This is a genomic window from Burkholderia sp. SCN-KJ (assembly GCF_024656005.1).
Classification (GTDB): domain Bacteria; phylum Pseudomonadota; class Gammaproteobacteria; order Burkholderiales; family Burkholderiaceae; genus Burkholderia.
In genome coordinates this window covers 201,992-218,418 of sequence record NZ_JANKOG010000002.1, presented here as the reverse complement: position 1 = coordinate 218,418, position 16,427 = coordinate 201,992, and the positions used below count along the sequence as shown (strand labels likewise).

The 16,427-nt window shown below is 67.4% G+C and carries 16 protein-coding genes; 3 read left to right on the top strand and 13 right to left on the bottom strand.

What is annotated here, in order from left to right; translation table 11 throughout:
* Positions 1 to 43: 43 nt before the first annotated feature.
* Positions 44 to 931: a DMT family transporter gene (locus NQV17_RS04305; RefSeq protein WP_257769179.1), complete on the bottom strand. Its 888-nt coding sequence runs from the start codon at positions 929 to 931 to the stop codon at positions 44 to 46.
* Positions 932 to 1,057: 126 nt separating this feature from the next.
* Between NQV17_RS04305 and NQV17_RS04300 the strand changes: the two genes are divergently transcribed.
* On the top strand, positions 1,058 to 2,539 hold the full coding sequence (locus NQV17_RS04300) for a PLP-dependent aminotransferase family protein (RefSeq protein WP_257769177.1): 1,482 nt from the start codon (positions 1,058 to 1,060) through the stop codon (positions 2,537 to 2,539).
* On the opposite strand, the gene NQV17_RS04295 is transcribed toward NQV17_RS04300, so the two are convergent.
* The 5 genes from NQV17_RS04295 to NQV17_RS04275 all read right to left on the bottom strand — a co-directional run bounded on the left by NQV17_RS04295 (position 2,536) and on the right by NQV17_RS04275 (position 8,286).
* Positions 2,536 to 3,966: a cytosine permease gene (locus NQV17_RS04295; protein WP_257769175.1), complete on the bottom strand. Its 1,431-nt coding sequence runs from the start codon at positions 3,964 to 3,966 to the stop codon at positions 2,536 to 2,538. The genes NQV17_RS04300 and NQV17_RS04295 overlap by 4 nt on opposite strands.
* Before the next feature lie 144 nt (positions 3,967 to 4,110).
* Complete coding sequence (locus NQV17_RS04290; RefSeq protein ID WP_257769173.1) at positions 4,111 to 5,082, bottom strand: electron transfer flavoprotein subunit alpha/FixB family protein; 972 nt, start codon at positions 5,080 to 5,082, stop codon at positions 4,111 to 4,113.
* 16 nt (positions 5,083 to 5,098) lie between these two features.
* Entirely contained in the window at positions 5,099 to 5,848 is a 750-nt protein-coding gene (locus NQV17_RS04285; protein ID WP_257769171.1) for an electron transfer flavoprotein subunit beta/FixA family protein, read from the bottom strand.
* A 31-nt stretch (positions 5,849 to 5,879) separates the two neighbouring features.
* The gene (locus NQV17_RS04280) at positions 5,880 to 7,019 is read right to left on the bottom strand and encodes an acyl-CoA dehydrogenase family protein (protein ID WP_257769169.1); all 1,140 of its coding nucleotides are present in this window, start codon (positions 7,017 to 7,019) and stop codon (positions 5,880 to 5,882) included.
* Complete coding sequence (locus NQV17_RS04275) at positions 7,012 to 8,286, bottom strand: CaiB/BaiF CoA-transferase family protein (protein WP_257769167.1); 1,275 nt, start codon at positions 8,284 to 8,286, stop codon at positions 7,012 to 7,014. The genes NQV17_RS04280 and NQV17_RS04275 overlap by 8 nt, the downstream gene beginning before the upstream one ends.
* A 119-nt stretch (positions 8,287 to 8,405) precedes the next feature.
* Between NQV17_RS04275 and NQV17_RS04270 the strand changes: the two genes are divergently transcribed.
* The gene (locus NQV17_RS04270) at positions 8,406 to 9,317 is read left to right on the top strand and encodes a LysR family transcriptional regulator (RefSeq protein WP_257770221.1); all 912 of its coding nucleotides are present in this window, start codon (positions 8,406 to 8,408) and stop codon (positions 9,315 to 9,317) included.
* Positions 9,318 to 9,407: 90 nt separating this feature from the next.
* On the opposite strand, the gene NQV17_RS04265 is transcribed toward NQV17_RS04270, so the two are convergent.
* Positions 9,408 to 10,841, bottom strand: coding sequence for a nicotinate phosphoribosyltransferase (locus tag NQV17_RS04265; protein ID WP_257769165.1), 1,434 nt, complete (start codon positions 10,839 to 10,841; stop codon positions 9,408 to 9,410).
* A 74-nt stretch (positions 10,842 to 10,915) separates the two neighbouring features.
* Entirely contained in the window at positions 10,916 to 11,956 is a 1,041-nt protein-coding gene (locus NQV17_RS04260) for a bifunctional nicotinamide-nucleotide adenylyltransferase/Nudix hydroxylase (protein WP_257769163.1), read from the bottom strand.
* 184 nt (positions 11,957 to 12,140) lie between these two features.
* Here NQV17_RS04260 and NQV17_RS04255 point away from each other — a divergent pair, with 184 nt between their 5' ends.
* Entirely contained in the window at positions 12,141 to 12,593 is a 453-nt protein-coding gene (locus NQV17_RS04255; protein ID WP_124891782.1) for a type II toxin-antitoxin system RatA family toxin, read from the top strand.
* A gap of 18 nt (positions 12,594 to 12,611) precedes the next feature.
* On the opposite strand, the gene NQV17_RS04250 is transcribed toward NQV17_RS04255, so the two are convergent.
* The 5 genes from NQV17_RS04250 to NQV17_RS04230 form a co-directional block, all read right to left on the bottom strand.
* Positions 12,612 to 13,208, bottom strand: a complete 597-nt coding sequence (locus NQV17_RS04250; protein WP_124667354.1) for a DJ-1/PfpI family protein — start codon at positions 13,206 to 13,208, stop codon at positions 12,612 to 12,614.
* 103 nt (positions 13,209 to 13,311) lie between these two features.
* On the bottom strand, positions 13,312 to 13,689 hold the full coding sequence (gene speD, locus NQV17_RS04245) for an adenosylmethionine decarboxylase (RefSeq protein ID WP_257769158.1): 378 nt from the start codon (positions 13,687 to 13,689) through the stop codon (positions 13,312 to 13,314).
* Entirely contained in the window at positions 13,686 to 13,832 is a 147-nt protein-coding gene (locus NQV17_RS04240; RefSeq protein WP_170296473.1) for a hypothetical protein, read from the bottom strand. Before NQV17_RS04240 ends, speD begins: the two co-directional genes overlap by 4 nt.
* A complete protein-coding gene (locus NQV17_RS04235) occupies positions 13,832 to 15,352 on the bottom strand; it encodes a DUF4178 domain-containing protein (RefSeq protein WP_257769154.1) in 1,521 nt (506 codons plus the stop codon). Before NQV17_RS04235 ends, NQV17_RS04240 begins: the two co-directional genes overlap by 1 nt.
* Before the next feature lie 9 nt (positions 15,353 to 15,361).
* A complete protein-coding gene (locus tag NQV17_RS04230; RefSeq protein ID WP_257769152.1) occupies positions 15,362 to 16,414 on the bottom strand; it encodes an SPFH domain-containing protein in 1,053 nt (350 codons plus the stop codon).
* Positions 16,415 to 16,427 lie beyond the last annotated feature (13 nt).

The following is a 16,427-nucleotide window of genomic DNA, read 5'->3' as shown; positions in this document are numbered from 1 at the left end:
GGCGGCACCCGTCACGTCGTCGCGCGACCGCTCCGTGCGTGAATCAGCCCGCGCGCCGCACCGGCGCCATCTTCGAGAAATACTTCGCACCGGCCACGCAGCCGACGACCACGATCGTCACGACGAGCATCGACGGCGGCACCGTCTCATGCAGCAGCCCGGCCGCGAGCAGGAAACCGAAGAACGGCTGCAGCAGCTGCAACTGGCCGACGCCCGCGATCCCGCCGAGCGCGAGGCCGCGATACCAGAACACGAAGCCGATCAGCATGCTGAACAGCGACACGTATGCGAGCCCCCACAGCGCGGCGGCATCGACGCCGTCGAACGTCGCGGGCCACGTGAACCACGCGAGCGGCAGCATCACCGGCAGCGACAGCACGAGCGCCCACGAGATCACCTGCCAGCCGCCGAGCTGGCGCGACAGCCGCGCGCCCTCCGCATAGCCGAGCCCGCACGCGACGATCGCGGCCAGCATCAACGCATCGCCCGCCACCGACGCTCGACCGCCGTTGCGCAGCGCGAACGCGGCCACCGCGCCGCTGCCGACCAGCGAGAAGACCCAGAACGGCAGCCGCGGCCGTTCGCCGCCGCGCCAGACGCCGAACAGCGCGGTCGCGAGCGGCAGCAGCCCGACGAACACGATCGCATGCGCGGACGTCACGTGCTTGAGCGCGAGCGCGGTCAGCAGCGGAAAACCGACCACGACCCCGAGCGCGACGACGATGAGCGACGCGGTCTCGACACGCGTCGGCCGCTTCTGCTTCAGCGCGACGAGCAGGATCAGGCCGAGCACGCCGGCGATCGTCGCGCGCGCGAACGTGAGGAACAGCGGGTCGAGCCCCTGCACCGCGACGCGCGTCGCGGGCAGCGAGCCACTGAAGATGATCACGCCCAGCAGGCCGCTGAGCCATCCGTCGGTCGTCTTTTGCACGGGAAATCCTGGTCGGAACAAGGTGGATGACCGATGATCCGCCGCCCGCGAAAAGCGCGTAAGCTACACCCCAATACAATTCGGACAAACTGTACTGGACAACCGGCCGTACAGTTCCCTGCCGCCATGAGCCGTTCCGTGCAAGACCCTGCTCCGCCCGCGCCGTCGCGCACGCGCGTGGAAACCGTGATGGACACGCTGCGCGCGCGGATCGCGAGCCGCGCGCTGATGCCCGGCACGCGCGTGCCGTCGATCCGGATGATGGCCGACGCGCTGCACGTGTCGAAATCGACCGTCGTCGACGCGTACGAGCGGCTCGCGAGCGAAGGCGTGCTCGTCGCGCGGCGCGGCTCCGGCTTCTACGTGTCGGGCCACGCGCCGCCGCTCGCGCTCGCCGAACTCGGCCCGCGCCTCGATCGCGAACTCGATCCGCTGTGGCTGTCGCGCCAGTCGCTCGAGGCAGCGCCCGGCTCGGTGAAGCCCGGTTGCGGCTGGCTGCCGTCGTCGTGGCTGCCGGACGAGAGCCTGCGGCGTGCGCTGCGCGCGGTGTCGCGCGACGAACCCGACGCGCTGACCGACTACGCGACGCCGCTCGGGCTGCCCGCGTTGCGCCAGCAACTCGCATGGCGGCTCGCGCAGCACGGCGTTCATGCGGAGCCCGCGCAGATCATGCTGACCGACGGCGGCACGCACGCGCTCGATCTCGTGTGCCGGCTGCTGCTGGAGCCGGGCGACACCGTCGTGCTCGACGATCCGTGCTACTTCAACTTCCAGGCGCTGCTGCGCGCGCATCGCGCACGGATCGTCAGCGTGCCGTACACGCCGAACGGCCCCGATCTCGCGCGCTTCGAGCAGGTGCTCGCCGAACACCGCCCGCGCCTGTACATCACGAACGCGGCGCTGCACAACCCGACCGGCGCGACGCTCGCGCCGCCGGTCGCGCACCGGTTGCTCACGCTCGCGGCCGAGCACGGCCTGCTGATCGTCGAGGACGACATCTTCGCGGATTTCGAAAGCACGCCCGCGCCGCGCCTCGCGGCATTCGACGGGTTGTCGCGCGTCGTGTCGATCGGTAGCTTCTCGAAGACGCTGTCGGCCGCGATCCGCTGCGGCTACATCGCCGCGCGCCCCGAATGGATCGACGCGCTCGTCGACCTGAAGCTCGCGACGTCGTTCGGCAATGCGCAGATCGGCGCGAACGTCGTGCACCGGCTGCTGGTCGACGGCACCTACCGGCGCCATCTCGACGGCCTGCGTATGCAGTTGGCCGATGCGATGGGCGAAACGATCCGGCGGCTCGCGCGTGCCGGGCTCGGGATCTGGACGGAACCGCGCGGCGGGTTGTTCGTGTGGGCCGAGCTGCCCGACGGGCTCGATGCCGCGCGCGTCGCGCGCCATGCGCTCGACCACGATGTGGTGCTCGCGCCGGGCAACGTGTTCAGTGCGTCGCACGGCGCGACGTCGTTCATGCGCTTCAACGTGTCGCGCTGCAAGGGGCCGGCGGTGTTCGATGCGCTCGGGCGGGCGATGGAGGCGGCGCGTACCGTGTCGCATGCCCTCGAAACGCCACCTCCCGGTGCGCGCCGGCGCGCGCGGACCGCGCCCTAGTCGGCGTCGCGGGCCGGGTCGGAAAGGATCATGCGATCCGGCACCCTTGCCAGCGCGCCGCGCGAAGCGACGAAGTACAGCAGGCCCGGCACGACGATGCCGACGATCCACGACACGTCGACGCCGCCCAGCGCATCGACCCACGGCCCGGTGTAAAAGCCCGTCGCGACGAACGGCATCTGCACGAGCACGCCGACCGCATAGACCGCGATGCCGACGACGTTCCAGCGGCCGTACCGGCCGGCCGGTTCGAACAATGCCGGCACGTCGTAACGTTCCCGCGTGACGCAGTAATAGTCGACGAGGTTGATCGCGCTCCACGGCGTGAAGAACACCAGCAGAAACAGCAGGAACGACGAGAACGCCTTCAGGAAATCGTGCTGCCCGGCCAGGGCGATCCCGCTCGATGCGGCGACGGTCAACAGCACGAATGCGATGCGCGTGCGCGGAGAGATCTCGCGCCGCCCGCCGAAGCCGGTCAGGATCGCCGCGACCGACATCACGCTGCCATACGCGTTGAGCGTCGTGATCGTCAGCTTGCCCAGCGCGATCGTAAAATAAAGCACGGCAGCGATCGCGCCGGTCGCACCGAGACCGACGATGAACGCGACCTCGTGCCCGGAGAAGCGATCGCCGGCGAGCGCGGCGGCAAGCACGCCGAAGGTCATCGACACCTGCGCGCCGATCACGGTGCCGCAGAACACCGCGGCAAAGGTCTTGAAGGGCGACGTCGCTCTGGGCAGGTAGCGGGAATAGTCGGCGACGTACGGTCCGTACGCGATCTGCCACGACGCGGACAACGACACCGCGAGCAGGAACGAGGCCGGCGTGAAGTGGCGATTCGCGAGCAACGTGCCGAACGCGTGCCCGTGCAGCAAGCTCGCAAACAGATACAGGAAGGCGAGCGTGCCGACGATGCTCGATACGCGCCCCATGACATGAATCGTCCGGTAGCCGAGACCGGTGAGCAGAACGACGAGCGCGGAGAAGATCAGGATCGCGGCGGTATGGCCGACGTGCAGCAATTCCGCGATCGCCTGCCCGGCGAGGACCGTTCCGCCCGCCGAGAATCCGACATACATCACGCAGACGAGCGCGAGCGGCACGATCGCGCCGTACACGCCGAACTGCACGCGGCTCGACACCATCTGCGGCAGCCCGAGCTGCGGCCCTTGCGCCCCGTGCAGCGCCATCACCGCGCCGCCGAGGACCTGGCCTGCCAGCAAACCGACCAGCGACCAGAACACGTCACCGCCGAGCACCACCGCCAGCGCGCCGACGACGACTGCCGTGACCTGCAGGTTCGCGCCGAACCACAGGGTGAATTGACTGAACAGGTTGCCGTGGCGCTCGGCATCGGGAATATGGTCGATCGAGCGACGCTCGATCAGTGACGGATTGGCGACAGATGAAGCGATACGTTCCATGCTCGGCTCCTGACCGGTGGAAAACTGCGCTTGGGGGTTCGCTCGGACCGCGGCATCAGGCTACGGTCCTTCGCGTGGATCGCGCGCCGGTCGCGATGACACGGCGTGCTGGCAGGATCGATGGACCCTGACGGGGTACACGAATCAGAGCGACGCGGTCAGCTGCGGGACGAGTTCGTGCAGATCGCCGACGAGGCCGTAGTCGGCCACGCTGAAGATCGGCGCTTCCGGATCCTTGTTGATCGCGACGATCACCTTCGAATCCTTCATGCCGGCCAAGTGCTGGATCGCACCCGAGATGCCGACCGCGATGTACAGCTGCGGTGCGACGATCTTGCCGGTCTGGCCGACTTGATAGTCGTTCGGCACGTAGCCGGCATCGACTGCCGCGCGCGATGCGCCGAGTGCAGCGCTCAGCTTGTCGGCCAGCGGCTCGAGAACCTTCGTATAGTTCTCGCCGCTGCCCAGGCCGCGGCCACCCGACACGATGATGCTCGCCGACGTCAGTTCCGGACGGTCCAGCTTCGTCACTTCACGGCTCACGAACTGCGACTTGCCTGCGTCCGCCGCCGCTTCGATCTTCTCGACCGCTGCGCTGCCGCCTTCCGCTGCCACCGGATCGAAGCCCGTCGCGCGCACCGTGATGACCTTGATCGGGTCGCTCGACTGCACCGTCGCGATCGCGTTTCCCGCGTAGATCGGGCGCTCGAACGTGTCGGCACTGTCGACCGCCGTGATGTCCGAAATCTGCGCGACGTCCAGCTTCGCGGCGATCCGCGGCGCGATGTTCTTGCCGTAAGCCGTTGCCGGCGCGAGGATGTGCGAGTAGTCCTTCGCGATGTTCAGCGCGGTCGCTTCGACGTTTTCCGCGAGGCCCGCTTCGAGTTGCGGCGCATCGGCCAGCAGCACTTTCGAAACACCTGCAATCTTTGCTGCTGCATCGGCCGCGCCTTGCGCGTTGTGGCCCGCGACCAGCACGTGGATGTCACCACCGACGAATTTGCCAACCTCGGCTGCCGCTGCCACCGTATTCAGCGTCGCGGCCTTGATCGACACGTTGCCCCCCAAGGGGGCTTCCTTCGGGGCGTCGCACTCTGCAATCACCAGAATCGTCATTTCTTTCCGCTCCCTCTTACAGCACCTTGGCTTCGGTCTTCAGCTTCTCGACCAGCGTCTTCACGTCCGGCACCTTCACGCCGGCCGCGCGCTTCGGCGGCTCGGCCACCTTCAGCGTCTTCAGACGCGGCGCGACGTCCACGCCCAGGTCTTCCGGCTTCACGGTTTCCAGCGGCTTCTTCTTCGCCTTCATGATGTTCGGCAGCGTCACGTAGCGCGGCTCGTTCAGGCGCAGGTCGGTCGTCACCACCGCCGGCAGCGTCAGCGACAGCGTTTCCGCGCCGCCGTCGACTTCACGTGCGACCGTCGCACGGCCGTCGGCGATCGCCACCTTCGACGCGAACGTCGCCTGCGGCAGGCTAGCCAGCGCAGCGAGCATCTGACCGGTCTGGTTCGAATCGTCGTCGATCGCCTGCTTGCCGAGGATCACCAGTTGCGGCTGTTCCTTGTCGACCAGCGCCTTCAGGATCTTCGCGACACCGAGCGGCTCGACCGCGTCGCCAGCTTCGACGAGGATCGCGCGATCCGCGCCGATCGCCAGCGCCGTGCGCAGCGTTTCCTGCGCTTGCGTGACGCCCACCGACACCGCGATCACTTCGGTCGCGACACCCGCTTCCTTCAGCCGCACCGCTTCTTCCACCGCGATTTCGTCGAACGGGTTCATCGACATCTTCACGTTCGCGATGTCGACGCCGGATTGATCGGATTTCACGCCGACCTTCACATTCGCGTCGACGACCCTTTTCACAGTCACCAGTACTTTCACCACGCGTCTCCTTGTTCGATTTCACGTGCCGTCATGCCAGCATCGTGCGTGCAATCACCGTGCGCTGGATCTCCGACGATCCTTCGTAGATCCGCAGAATGCGCGCGTCCCGAACGAGTCGTTCGATCCGCATTTCGCGCGTGAACCCATAGCCGCCGTGAATCTGCAGTGCCGCATCGGTCACGAACGCGACCATCTCCGATGCATACAGTTTCGCCATCGATGCCAGGTCGGTAAACGGTTCGCCGGCAGCGCGCCGCGCCGCGGCCTGCAGCGTCAGCAGCCATGCGGCTTCGAGCTGCGTCTTCATGTCGGCGAATCGCCATTGCAGCCCCTGCTTGTTCGCGAGCGCCTCGCCGCCGACGTGACGCTGCTTCGCCCAGTCGATCGCGTCGCCCAGAGCGGCCTCCGCAATGCCCAGGCTCGTCGCCGCGACGTCGAGCCGGCTGTTGTCGAGCACCTTCATCGCAGTGCGAAAGCCGCTCCCTTCATCGCCGAGCCGGTTCGATGCCGGCACCATGCAATCGAATGCGACTTCGTGCGCGGGCGCGCCGTGAATGCCCATCAGTTTCTCCGGCGACGACACCGACACGCCGGGCGTATCGCGATCGACGACGAACGCGCTGATGCCTCGCGTCCCGAGTTCGGGCGAGGTTTTCGCATAGACGACGATGAACTGCGCAGCATCGGCGTTCGAGATGAAGTGCTTGACGCCGCGTATCCGGTAGGTGTCGCCGTCGCGCACGGCCTGGGTCGTCATGCCGGCCGGATTGGAGCCGGCCTGCGGCTCGGTCAGCGCAAACGCACCCAGCTTCGCGCCGCTTGCGGCGTCCGGCAGGTAGCGCGCGCGCAACGCGTCGTCGCCGCCGATCAGCATCGAATCGGTCGCCAGATAGTGCGCGCCGATCATCGACGACGTCGCCGCGCAGGCGTTCGCGATTTCGGCCAGCGACAGGATGATCGCGGCCGGCGACGCGCCGATTCCGCCCCAGCGCTCCGGCAGGTTCATCCCCATCACGCCGAGTTCGGCCAGCGCGGGCACGTAACGCGTGGTCGACGTCTCGTCGCGATCGACCTGCGCCGCGTGCGGTGCGAGTTCGGCTTGTGCGAAACGGCGGATCGCGTCGGCAATTTCGAGGTCGGCATCGCCGACGCCCAGTCGTTTAAGCATCGTTCATCTCCTGATGGGTTTCGGTCTGTCGTGACGGCTCGGCAGCGCCGCCGTCGGTCGGGTCGGGCGCCGCGCGAATCACGCCGGTCTTCGCCAATGCGGCGATCGCTGCTTCGTCGAGGCCGAGCACCTGCCCAAGCACGGCGTGCGTGTGTTCGCCGAGCTGCGGTGCGCGGGTGGTGCGGGTGTCGGGATACGCGGAAAACTTCAGAGGTTGCGCGGGCAACCGGATCGGCGAGCCGTCGGCCGCGGTGGTATCGACGAGCAGTCGCCGTGTACGTGCCTGCTCGCTTTCGAGCGCTTGCCGTATGTTCCGGATCGGTGCGACCGGAATGCCCGCCGCGGCCAGCGTCGCGTTGACCTCGTCGACCGAGCGCGTCGCGGCCCACCGCTCGATGTACGCGCGCAACGCCGCTTCGTGTTCACAGCGCAACGTGTCGGACGCGAAACGTGCATCGTCGACCAGCACCGGCTGGCCGATCGTGTCGGCAAGCAATCCGAACAGCTTGTTGTTGAGCACCGCGACGACGAAATGGCCATCCGCGGCACGATATGCGCCGAACGGCGCGGACGTCGGATGGCGATTGCCAACGCGCCGCGGCGCAATGCCGGTTGTCGCATAACGCGCGACCAGTGCGGCGGTCAGGCTCATCGTCGCATCGAACATCGACACGTCGACGTGCGTGCCCTGTCCGGTGCGATCGCGCGCGATCAGCGCCGCGAGCACGCCCCATGACGCAAAAATCCCGCTGACCACATCGGACACCGAATCGCCGACGAGTGTCGGCTCGCCGTCGGGTGCACCGGTCGCATCCATCAGCCCGCACATCGCCTGCAGGATGATGTCGTACGCCGGCCGGCGCGATTCCGGGCCAGTCTGCCCGAATCCGGACACGCTCGCGTACACCAGCGCCGGCTTTCGGGCAGACAGCGTCGCATAACCGATCCCGAGCCGATCGGCCACGCCGGGGCGAAAATTCTCGACGACGACATCCGCGCCGGTGCACAACGACTGCGCAAGCGCCTGGCCGTCGGAGGTCTTCAGGTCGATCACGACACTACGCTTGTTGCGATTCATCGCGCCGAACAGCCCGCTCTCGCCATTCGCAAACGGGCCGATCGCCCGATAGTCGTCACCGGCGGGCGGCTCGATCTTGATCACGTCGGCGCCGAGATCGCCGAGCAACGCCGAACACAGCGGCCCCGCCAGCACCCGGGAAAAATCGATCACGCGTATGCCGTCGAGCGGCAGCCTGGATACAGTCACGGCATCTTTCTCCTGAAGGTCGGGCCGAATCGGCCGATGCAGTGATTCTGTTCGAGCGGGGCAATCAGATAAAATATCGGAATAAATTAACGCCTATAGGATTTTCATATGGGTTCGCCATGGCTCTGTCGCTGAGACTGCTTCGCTATTTCGTCGCTGCCGCCGAATCGGGCAGCACAACCGCAGCTGCGGTCCAGCTCAACGTGTCGCAACCGTCGATCTCGGTCGCGATCCGCGAGCTCGAAGCGCTGTTCGACGACCGGCTGTTCACGCGCGGCGCGGGCACGCGGATGACGCTGACGCATTTCGGCGAACGCAAGCTCGCCGAGGCGCGCCAGTTGCTGGCGTCGGCGTCCGCATTCGCGACCGACGACATCGGTGACGAGCCGGGCGGCATCGTCCATATCGGCGTATTCAGCACGATCGCGCCGGTCTATTTGCCGCGCGTGCTGGAACTCGCGCAGCAGCGCCATCCGCGCCTCGAAATCCGTTTCGTGGAAGGCGATCTGGCACAGCTCGACATTGCCCTGCACAAGCAGCAGATCGATTTCGCGTTGATGTACGACGTCGGCCTGCCCGAAGACATCGAGCGCGAGTGCCTCGCCGAATTGCGGCCCTATGCGCTCGTACCTGCAGGGTCCGCGCTGGCGAAACGCAAGCGCGCGATTTCGTTGCGCGATCTCGCCGCGTATCCGTTCATCCTGATCGACCTGCCGCACAGCCGCGACTTCCTGATGGCGCCGTTCTGGCAATGCGGCTTGTCGCCGAACGTGCGCTATCGCGCGGTCTCGATCGAACTGGTTCGGGCAATGGTCGCGAGCGGGCTCGGCGTGTCGCTGCTGATCACGCAAAGCCCGGTGGTCTCGCGCTCGCCGCTCGTCGTCGAATGTGCGATTCGGGAATCCACCGTGATCCAGCCGCTGGTGATCGCGCGTCTGGCGCGGGCGGCACGCACGCGCGCGTCGGAAATCGCCGCGGGTTGCGTGCGCGACGCAATCGCCGATGCGATGCGCACACGAACCGGGCCTTGAAACAGCGGACTACCCGTGCGAGGCCGGCTGCACGACACGCCCTGACGTCGCCGGGGTGACGCGCGTTGCCACCTCACCCCGGCGCGTGTGTCACTGCTCGCCCGCGTGCGCCCTCGCCCGCACCTCGGCGAACGTCGTATCGACCAGCATCCGCCCGGTATCGAACACCGTTTCGAGCGCGTCATCCCACTCGCCTTCCAGCGCGCGATCGTCCCACGCAACCGGCAGCGTCACCGTCCGGTATTCTCCCGTGCGCCGATTGCGCAGCAGCGTTAGCCGGCCCTGCTTCGAGCGCTTGCCCGGATCGGTAACCGGATCCTTGCTCACGCCATGCCACACGTCGCCGCGCCGGATCGCCGAGCACTTCATCGCGAAGCGCTGCGTATCGCGATTCACCTGCTGCAGCAGCGCGCCGCCCATCCCGAACACGACGTTGCCGGCCGCATAACCCGCGTCGTCGAGTGCGGACAGGATCGCGTCGATCGACAGCTCGTCGACGCCGTCGCCCTGGATCACGCGCACGCGATTCAGCACGCGCCGTCCCTTGCCGTTCACGGACGAGCCGAACGAAGCGTCGAGCGCGCGCACGGTCTGCAGCACGATCTTCACCGGGTCGCCCGAATCGGGACGCACGACGAGCGTCGCGCCCGAATCGATCACCGCCTGGCGCAGCGGGCCGCCCCACAGTTCAAGCGCGGCGAACAGATCATAGGAGTCCGACACGACCGACACGATCGCGCCGGGCAAACCGAAGCGAGCGATCATGTTCCGGTATGCATCGGCTTCGTGCTCGCGCCCCCACGACGTGATCGTGCTGTGCTCGGCCGCGGGCACCGAGTACGCGGCCATCGGCTCGCGATAGAAGCGGTTCGCGGCCAGCACGCCGAGCACCGTGTCCGAACCCATGAAGCTCACGAGGTGCGCCGCGCCGCCGATCGCGGCCGACTCCGCGCTCGATACGCCGCGCGCGCCGAAGTCGTGCAGCTTGAACGGCAGCTGCGCGAGATCGTCGTCGGTCTTCTCGAGAAAGCGGCGGATCGTCTGCCGCAGATGCCAGCTGCGCGTCGCGACCGTCACCGGGTACCACACGCGCAGCAGCATCGTCTCCAGATACGACGCGAGCCAGAACACCTTCGGGTCGTCGCATTCGACGGTCATCAGCACGTTGTGCACGGGCACGATCGAACCTTCGGGCACCGCGCGGATCCTGACGGGCAGGTAGCCGTCGTAGTGCTCGACGACATGACGCCAGCCGTCCTCGTTGAACGGCTCGCCGTGCACCGCGAAGAAATCGCGCGCGTCGTCGATCATCGCGTGCGTGACCGGCCGGCACAGATAGTCCTTCAGCAACATCTGCAGGCCGAAGAACAGCGTGCGGTCATAGCGGCCGCCGCGCGACTCGACGTACGAGAACATCGCCTGCGCGTCGGGCGGGTATTGCAGGAAGTGGGAAGCCTTGTACGAATCCGTGTTGAGGATCGGATTGGCGAGAACCGCGGCAAAGCCGCCGGGATCGTTTTGCATGGCTAGAGCTCCTCTAGGCCGTTGAAGTGCCACCGCGTCTGTCGCGGCGGACCGGAATCCGGGGAATCAGCGTGTCACAGCTTCCCCAGGAAGTGATACGCGATCTCGAAGTGATCCTCGAACATCACGTTGCGCATCTGCGCGAATTCGTTGAGCGGCACCCAGCGCGCCTTGTCGGCGTCGTCGCTGCCCTTCACGCGCGGTAACTCGCCGGTCGGGAAGTTGAACAGGCATGCGTGCGTGATCGTGCGGCCGCGCAGCGAGCGGGTCGGATGATCGAATACCTGGCGATCCTTGATCGAGCCGCGCAGCACGGGCTCCGGCAGCTTCAGGCCGGTCTCCTCGCGCAGTTCGCGGATGCAGGCCGCGTCGAGCCGTTCGTCCTGGTTCACGAACCCGCCCGGCAACGCCCACAGGCCGCGGCCCGGTTCGCTGCGCCGGCGCACGAGCAGGAGATGGCCCGAGTGCACGACCACCGCGTCGACCGTCACGAACGTGACCGGATACGGTGCGGCCGACCACGCCTTGCGATAGCCGGCGATGAATTCGGCCTCGGCCTTCAGCTGCGCGAATGCCGGCTGCGTGCGAAAGCGTTCGAGCCAGCCGAACACCGGTTCCGGCACGGCCCATTGCACGAAGCTGTTGGTGCGTTCGGCGAAATACTGATCGCGGATTTCGGTGGCGGAGATGTCTTCGGTCGCATCGACGTCGACGAGCTCCCATTGCGGGAACATCCGCAGGTAATACGACGTGGCGTCCTTCTCGTGGCCGATCAGCCCGACCCTGCGCTGCGCAACGTCGCCGAGCGAGGCGGCCACGGCATCCTGCACCCAGCGCACCCAGTCGCCGTCGTTGTACGTCGTATCCTGCACGGGCGCGACCGTCACGCGCTCGCGCTCGGACGGCTCGAGCAGCGAAGCCAGCATCTGGCGGCGCTCGTCGAACGAGAACGGATCCTTGATGGTGCGGGGCTTGTCGGTCGATCCGATCAGCACGCATACGCGCTCGGCCCGGCTCAGTGCGGACTTCAGCACGTTCAGGTGACCACGATGCGGAGGCTGGAAACGACCAATGAAAACGAGCGCGTCGAAGCGCCGGTTCTGTTGCGTACTCATGAGGCTCCCTCAAGAGATTGAAACGCTTCGGGTCTTTCCCGAAGGCATGGAATCGATCGTAGGGGAATTCCCGGAGAAGGTCAATCGAGCGCGCGCTCGACTTGACGAAGTCTGAAGAATTGCGCGGCTTTGGCGGGTTACACTCGATTTCATCCCGATTACAGCGTTGCGCTTGCTACCCATCATGAGGATCTCAGTCAGCCGGATCGTCGGCGTCGATCGCAGACGCCTCTTCACGTGGTCGCAGGACTACGCGCGGCGGCTCGTGTGGGACAGCTTCCTTGCCGACGCGTATCTGCCCGACGGGATGACGGCCGACGTCGGCGTCGATGCGTTCTGCCGCAGCCAGTCGGGCGCGACGATGGTGTCGCGCTACATCTCGTACCGTCCGCCGCAGGTCGCGGCCGTCGAAATGGTCGACGGGCCGAAGGTGCTCGAACGCTTCAGCGGCAGCTGGAATTTCACCGAGCACACACCGGGCACGACCGAAGTGAAGTTCACGTATCACTTCCGTGCGCAGCCGTACTGGCTGCGCTGGCTGCTCGAACCGCTGATCGGCGCGTTCTATCTCGTGCACACGCGCCGGCGTCTCGACTCGTTCAAGCGTTGGGCCGAAGCCGAAGCGCTGCCGCGCTGACGCGCGACGCCGCACGCATCAGAGGAACGGCGAAATGTTCGCGATCGCGCGCGCGACGTAATCGTCCTTCTCGCCCACCGGCGCGACATAGTGAATCGCACTGCGCGCGGCCTCGATGCCGGCCAGACGCGCGATGAACCACGCGGCCAGATACTGCGACGACAGGCACCCGCCGGCGGTCGCGACGTTCCCGCTGGCCACGAACGGCTGGTCGAGCACAGCCACGCCGGCTTCCTGCACCCACGGCTTCGTGGTCAGGTCGGTACACGCGGGGACATCGCCGAGCCAGCCCAGCTTCGCCAGCACGAGCGTGCCCGAGCACTGCGCGCCGAGCAACTGCCGCGCGGGGTCGAACTGCAATTGCGCCATCAACGCGGCATCAGCGACGACGTCGCGGGTCCGCACGCCGCTGCCCACCAGCACGGCGTCCGCGTCGCGGGCGTCCTGCAGCGACGCTTGCGCGTCGATCGTCACGCCGTTCATCGAGCGCACGCGGCCGGTCGGGCTCGCGATCGACACCCGCCAGCCCGGCTGCCTGACCCGGTTGAGAATCCCGAGCGCGATCAGCGAATCGAGTTCGTTGAAACCGTCGAAGGTCAGGATGGCGATGTGCATGGGGACCTCTGCGTGGGGACGTCGTACCGCACGATCATAAGCGGTTCGCGAAATCGGTGCAGCGCGTCGTCGCATGCGCGACCACCGCTGTCGCCCCGGTCGCTCATGCGACGCCGCGCGCCACCTGCTGCCGGACCCGCGCGTGCGTGCCGAGCGCGGCGGCGATCGCATCGACCGCCTCGGCGGCGCGCGCGGCGCCGCACATGAACGCATCGACGGCCGCGAAGCCGTGCTCCGGCCACGTATGAATCGTGATGTGCGACTCCGCGAGCAGCACGACACCCGTCACCCCATGCTCACCGCCGAAGTGATGGAAATGCGCGCCGATCACGCGTGCGCCGGCCTGCTGCGCGGCGTCGGTGAGTATCGTCTCGAGCCGCGCGGCGTCGCGCAGCAGTGCCGCGTCGATGCCGGCGAGATCGGCCAGCACGTGCGAGCCGAGCGCCGCTCGCGGCGCGGCGATACCGTCGCGCGCCGTCATTTGTGCGACCCGTACGACGAATAGCCGCTGCGCGCCGACGAACTGCCCCACCCGCTGCCGCCCGAACCGCTGCCGCCGAGCGACGCGCAGCTGAACAGCGTGACGACGATCAGCCCGTAAAGTCCGTAGAGGATGTAACGCATTACGAGTTGCCCCCGTCGGACGCGAAGCCCTTCCACAGCCATTCCGGCAGCCACAGCACGAGCAGGCCGATCAGCACGTAGACGGAGCGGCCGCTGAACGAGAACAGCGAACCCAGGTTGAAGATCACGAGCATCGCGCTGAACACGATCGGCAGCGGCGCGAAGCTGTGCGGCTGCTTCGCGCCGAACAGGCCCGTCGACGTCCCGGCGGAACCCGTTGCGGACGCAACCGCTGCCGTCGCGAGCGCCGGCGTCGCGAAGCGTTCGGCCAGTGCGCCGGCCGACAACGGCCGCGCACGCGACCAGACGATTTCCGCGGCGCTGCGCTCACGCGTGAGCTTGTCCTTCTGCCAGCCGTAGTCGGCGATCGACGTGCGGTCGCCGACCTGCACGCGCCAGTTGAACGCGCCGACCACGTACACGACTTCCGACTCGTACGTCTCGCGCAGTCGATAGGTCTTGCCTTCGTCGGTGACGTCGGACTCGCCGCCGATCGTCGGCCAGTGATCGAGCACCTGCACGCGTTCCCAGCGCCCTTCGCTCTGCACGAGCCACAGGAAGCCGCGCTTCGGGTTCAGCAGCAGGTATTCGTCCCACGTCTCGTCGTCGCCCGGCACGCGGCAACGCATCATGCCGATCACCGTGTACTTCACGCCGTCGAACGTGCCGGTCGCACCGAGCTCAAGCGCGCCCTTCACCGCATCGAGCTTGCGCTGCGCGGCGAACACGGTCTGCTGCTCGGCCGTGCACTGCACGCCCGCGTGGCAGCTGCCGCACACGACGTAGTCGGCGAGGTTCGGTGCATACGACAGCGGCGCGCCGCAGCTCGGGCACGCGAACGGCACCATCTGCGCGCCCCGTTTCTCCCGCGTGTCGTTGTCGGTATCGCGCAGCCCCGTGAATGCGAGCGCGTCGAATTCCATCGCTTCGCCGCTGTAGACGGCCGGGCTCCCGCCGTTCGCGTCGGCGTCGGAATAGTCGTAAGTCGCGAATGCATTGCCGGTGCGCAGGTCGACGACGCGCGCTTCCCAGCCCGCATCGATGCGGAACGGCAACTCGCCGTCGCCGCCCGTGCAGCGCGCGGTACGCACGTCGGACACGAGATACGCGCGGCCGCCGTGGTCGATCCGCATGCCCGGTTCGAGCGTGCCGAACGCGGGCCACGCGCCGCCCGACGCATCGTCGGGCTCGCGCACCGTGACCGCATACTGGCCCGACGCATCCGACAGCCAGCCGAACGCGCCGTCGTCGAACACGACGTACCACTCGCTCCACGTGCCGGCGTCGTAGGTCATCTGGATGCGGCCGAGCACCGTGAACGTGCGCTTGCCGTAGCGCCCGGCCGTGCCGATCTGGATCGGCGACGCGTCGTCGAGCACCGTGGCCAGCTCGCCGATGCGCTCGACGTCGGCGCCGCGCTTGAGCAGCGTGCTGCGACAGAACGCGCAGACGGCCATCACCGCCGCCGCCGAGCGAAACTCGACCGGCGCGCCGCACTGGGGGCACGAAGTACTGAACATGCGCGACGCTTACCGGGTGAGCTTCGCGAGGATGTCCGCCTTCGCGCGCGCATAGTCCTCTTCGGTGACGAGGCCCTTGTCGAGCAGCGCCTTCAGCTGTTCGAGGCGTTGCACGTAATCGGTCCCTTCGGCCAGTGCGGCCGGCTGCGTGGCGGCAACCGGTGCCGCGACGGGCGCGGGCGGTGCGGCCGGCGCCGGTTGCGCGGCGCCCGCGATCTGGCCGGCCATCGCCTGCCCGATCGCCGCGCCGGCCGCGAGCCCCGCGCCGACACCCGCGATGCCGCCCGGGTTCTGCGCGGCCAGCGGAATCGCCTGCGCCGTCTGATATTGCGTCGCGCGGGCGAGATCGCCGGCCATCCCCGCGCCGATCCGCAGGTCGAGCGCCTTCTGCAGCTCGGCCGGCAGCGACACGCTTTCGACCGCGAATGCATCGAGCGCGAGGCCGTAGCGCGTGAACACCGGCACCAGCGCCTCGGCGACGCGTTGCGACAGCAGCGTCTGGTTCGCGGCCATGTCGACGAACGGCACGTCGGCGGAACCGAACGTCGTGCTCATCGCGGTGACGACCAGGTTGCGCAGCTGCTGCTCGAGATCGTCGACCGTGTACTGCGCGCGCGTGCCGCTCACCTCGCGGTGGAACGCGGCCGCATCGACGATCCGGTACGAGTAGATGCCGAACGCGCGCAGCTGCACGAAGCCGAATTCGCGATCGCGGATCGTCACCGGCTGGGCGGTGCCCCAGCGCCGGCCGAGCTGCAGCCGCGTGCTGAAGAAGTAGACATCCGACTTGAAAGGCGACTGAAAGAACTTGTCCCAGTTCTTCAGGTACGTGAGCACCGGCAGCGTGCGCGTTTCCAGCTTGTACAGCCCGGGCTGGAACACGTCGGCGACCTTGCCTTCGTTGACGAAGATCGCGACCTGCGTTTCGCGCACGGTCAGCTGGCCGCCGTACTGAATCTCCTGGTCTTCCATCGGATAGCGCCAGGCCAGCACGCCGTCGGTGTCTTCCGTCCATTGCAGGACGTCGATGAACTGCTTGCGGATAAACGAACCCAGACTCATGTCGGTCTCCCAG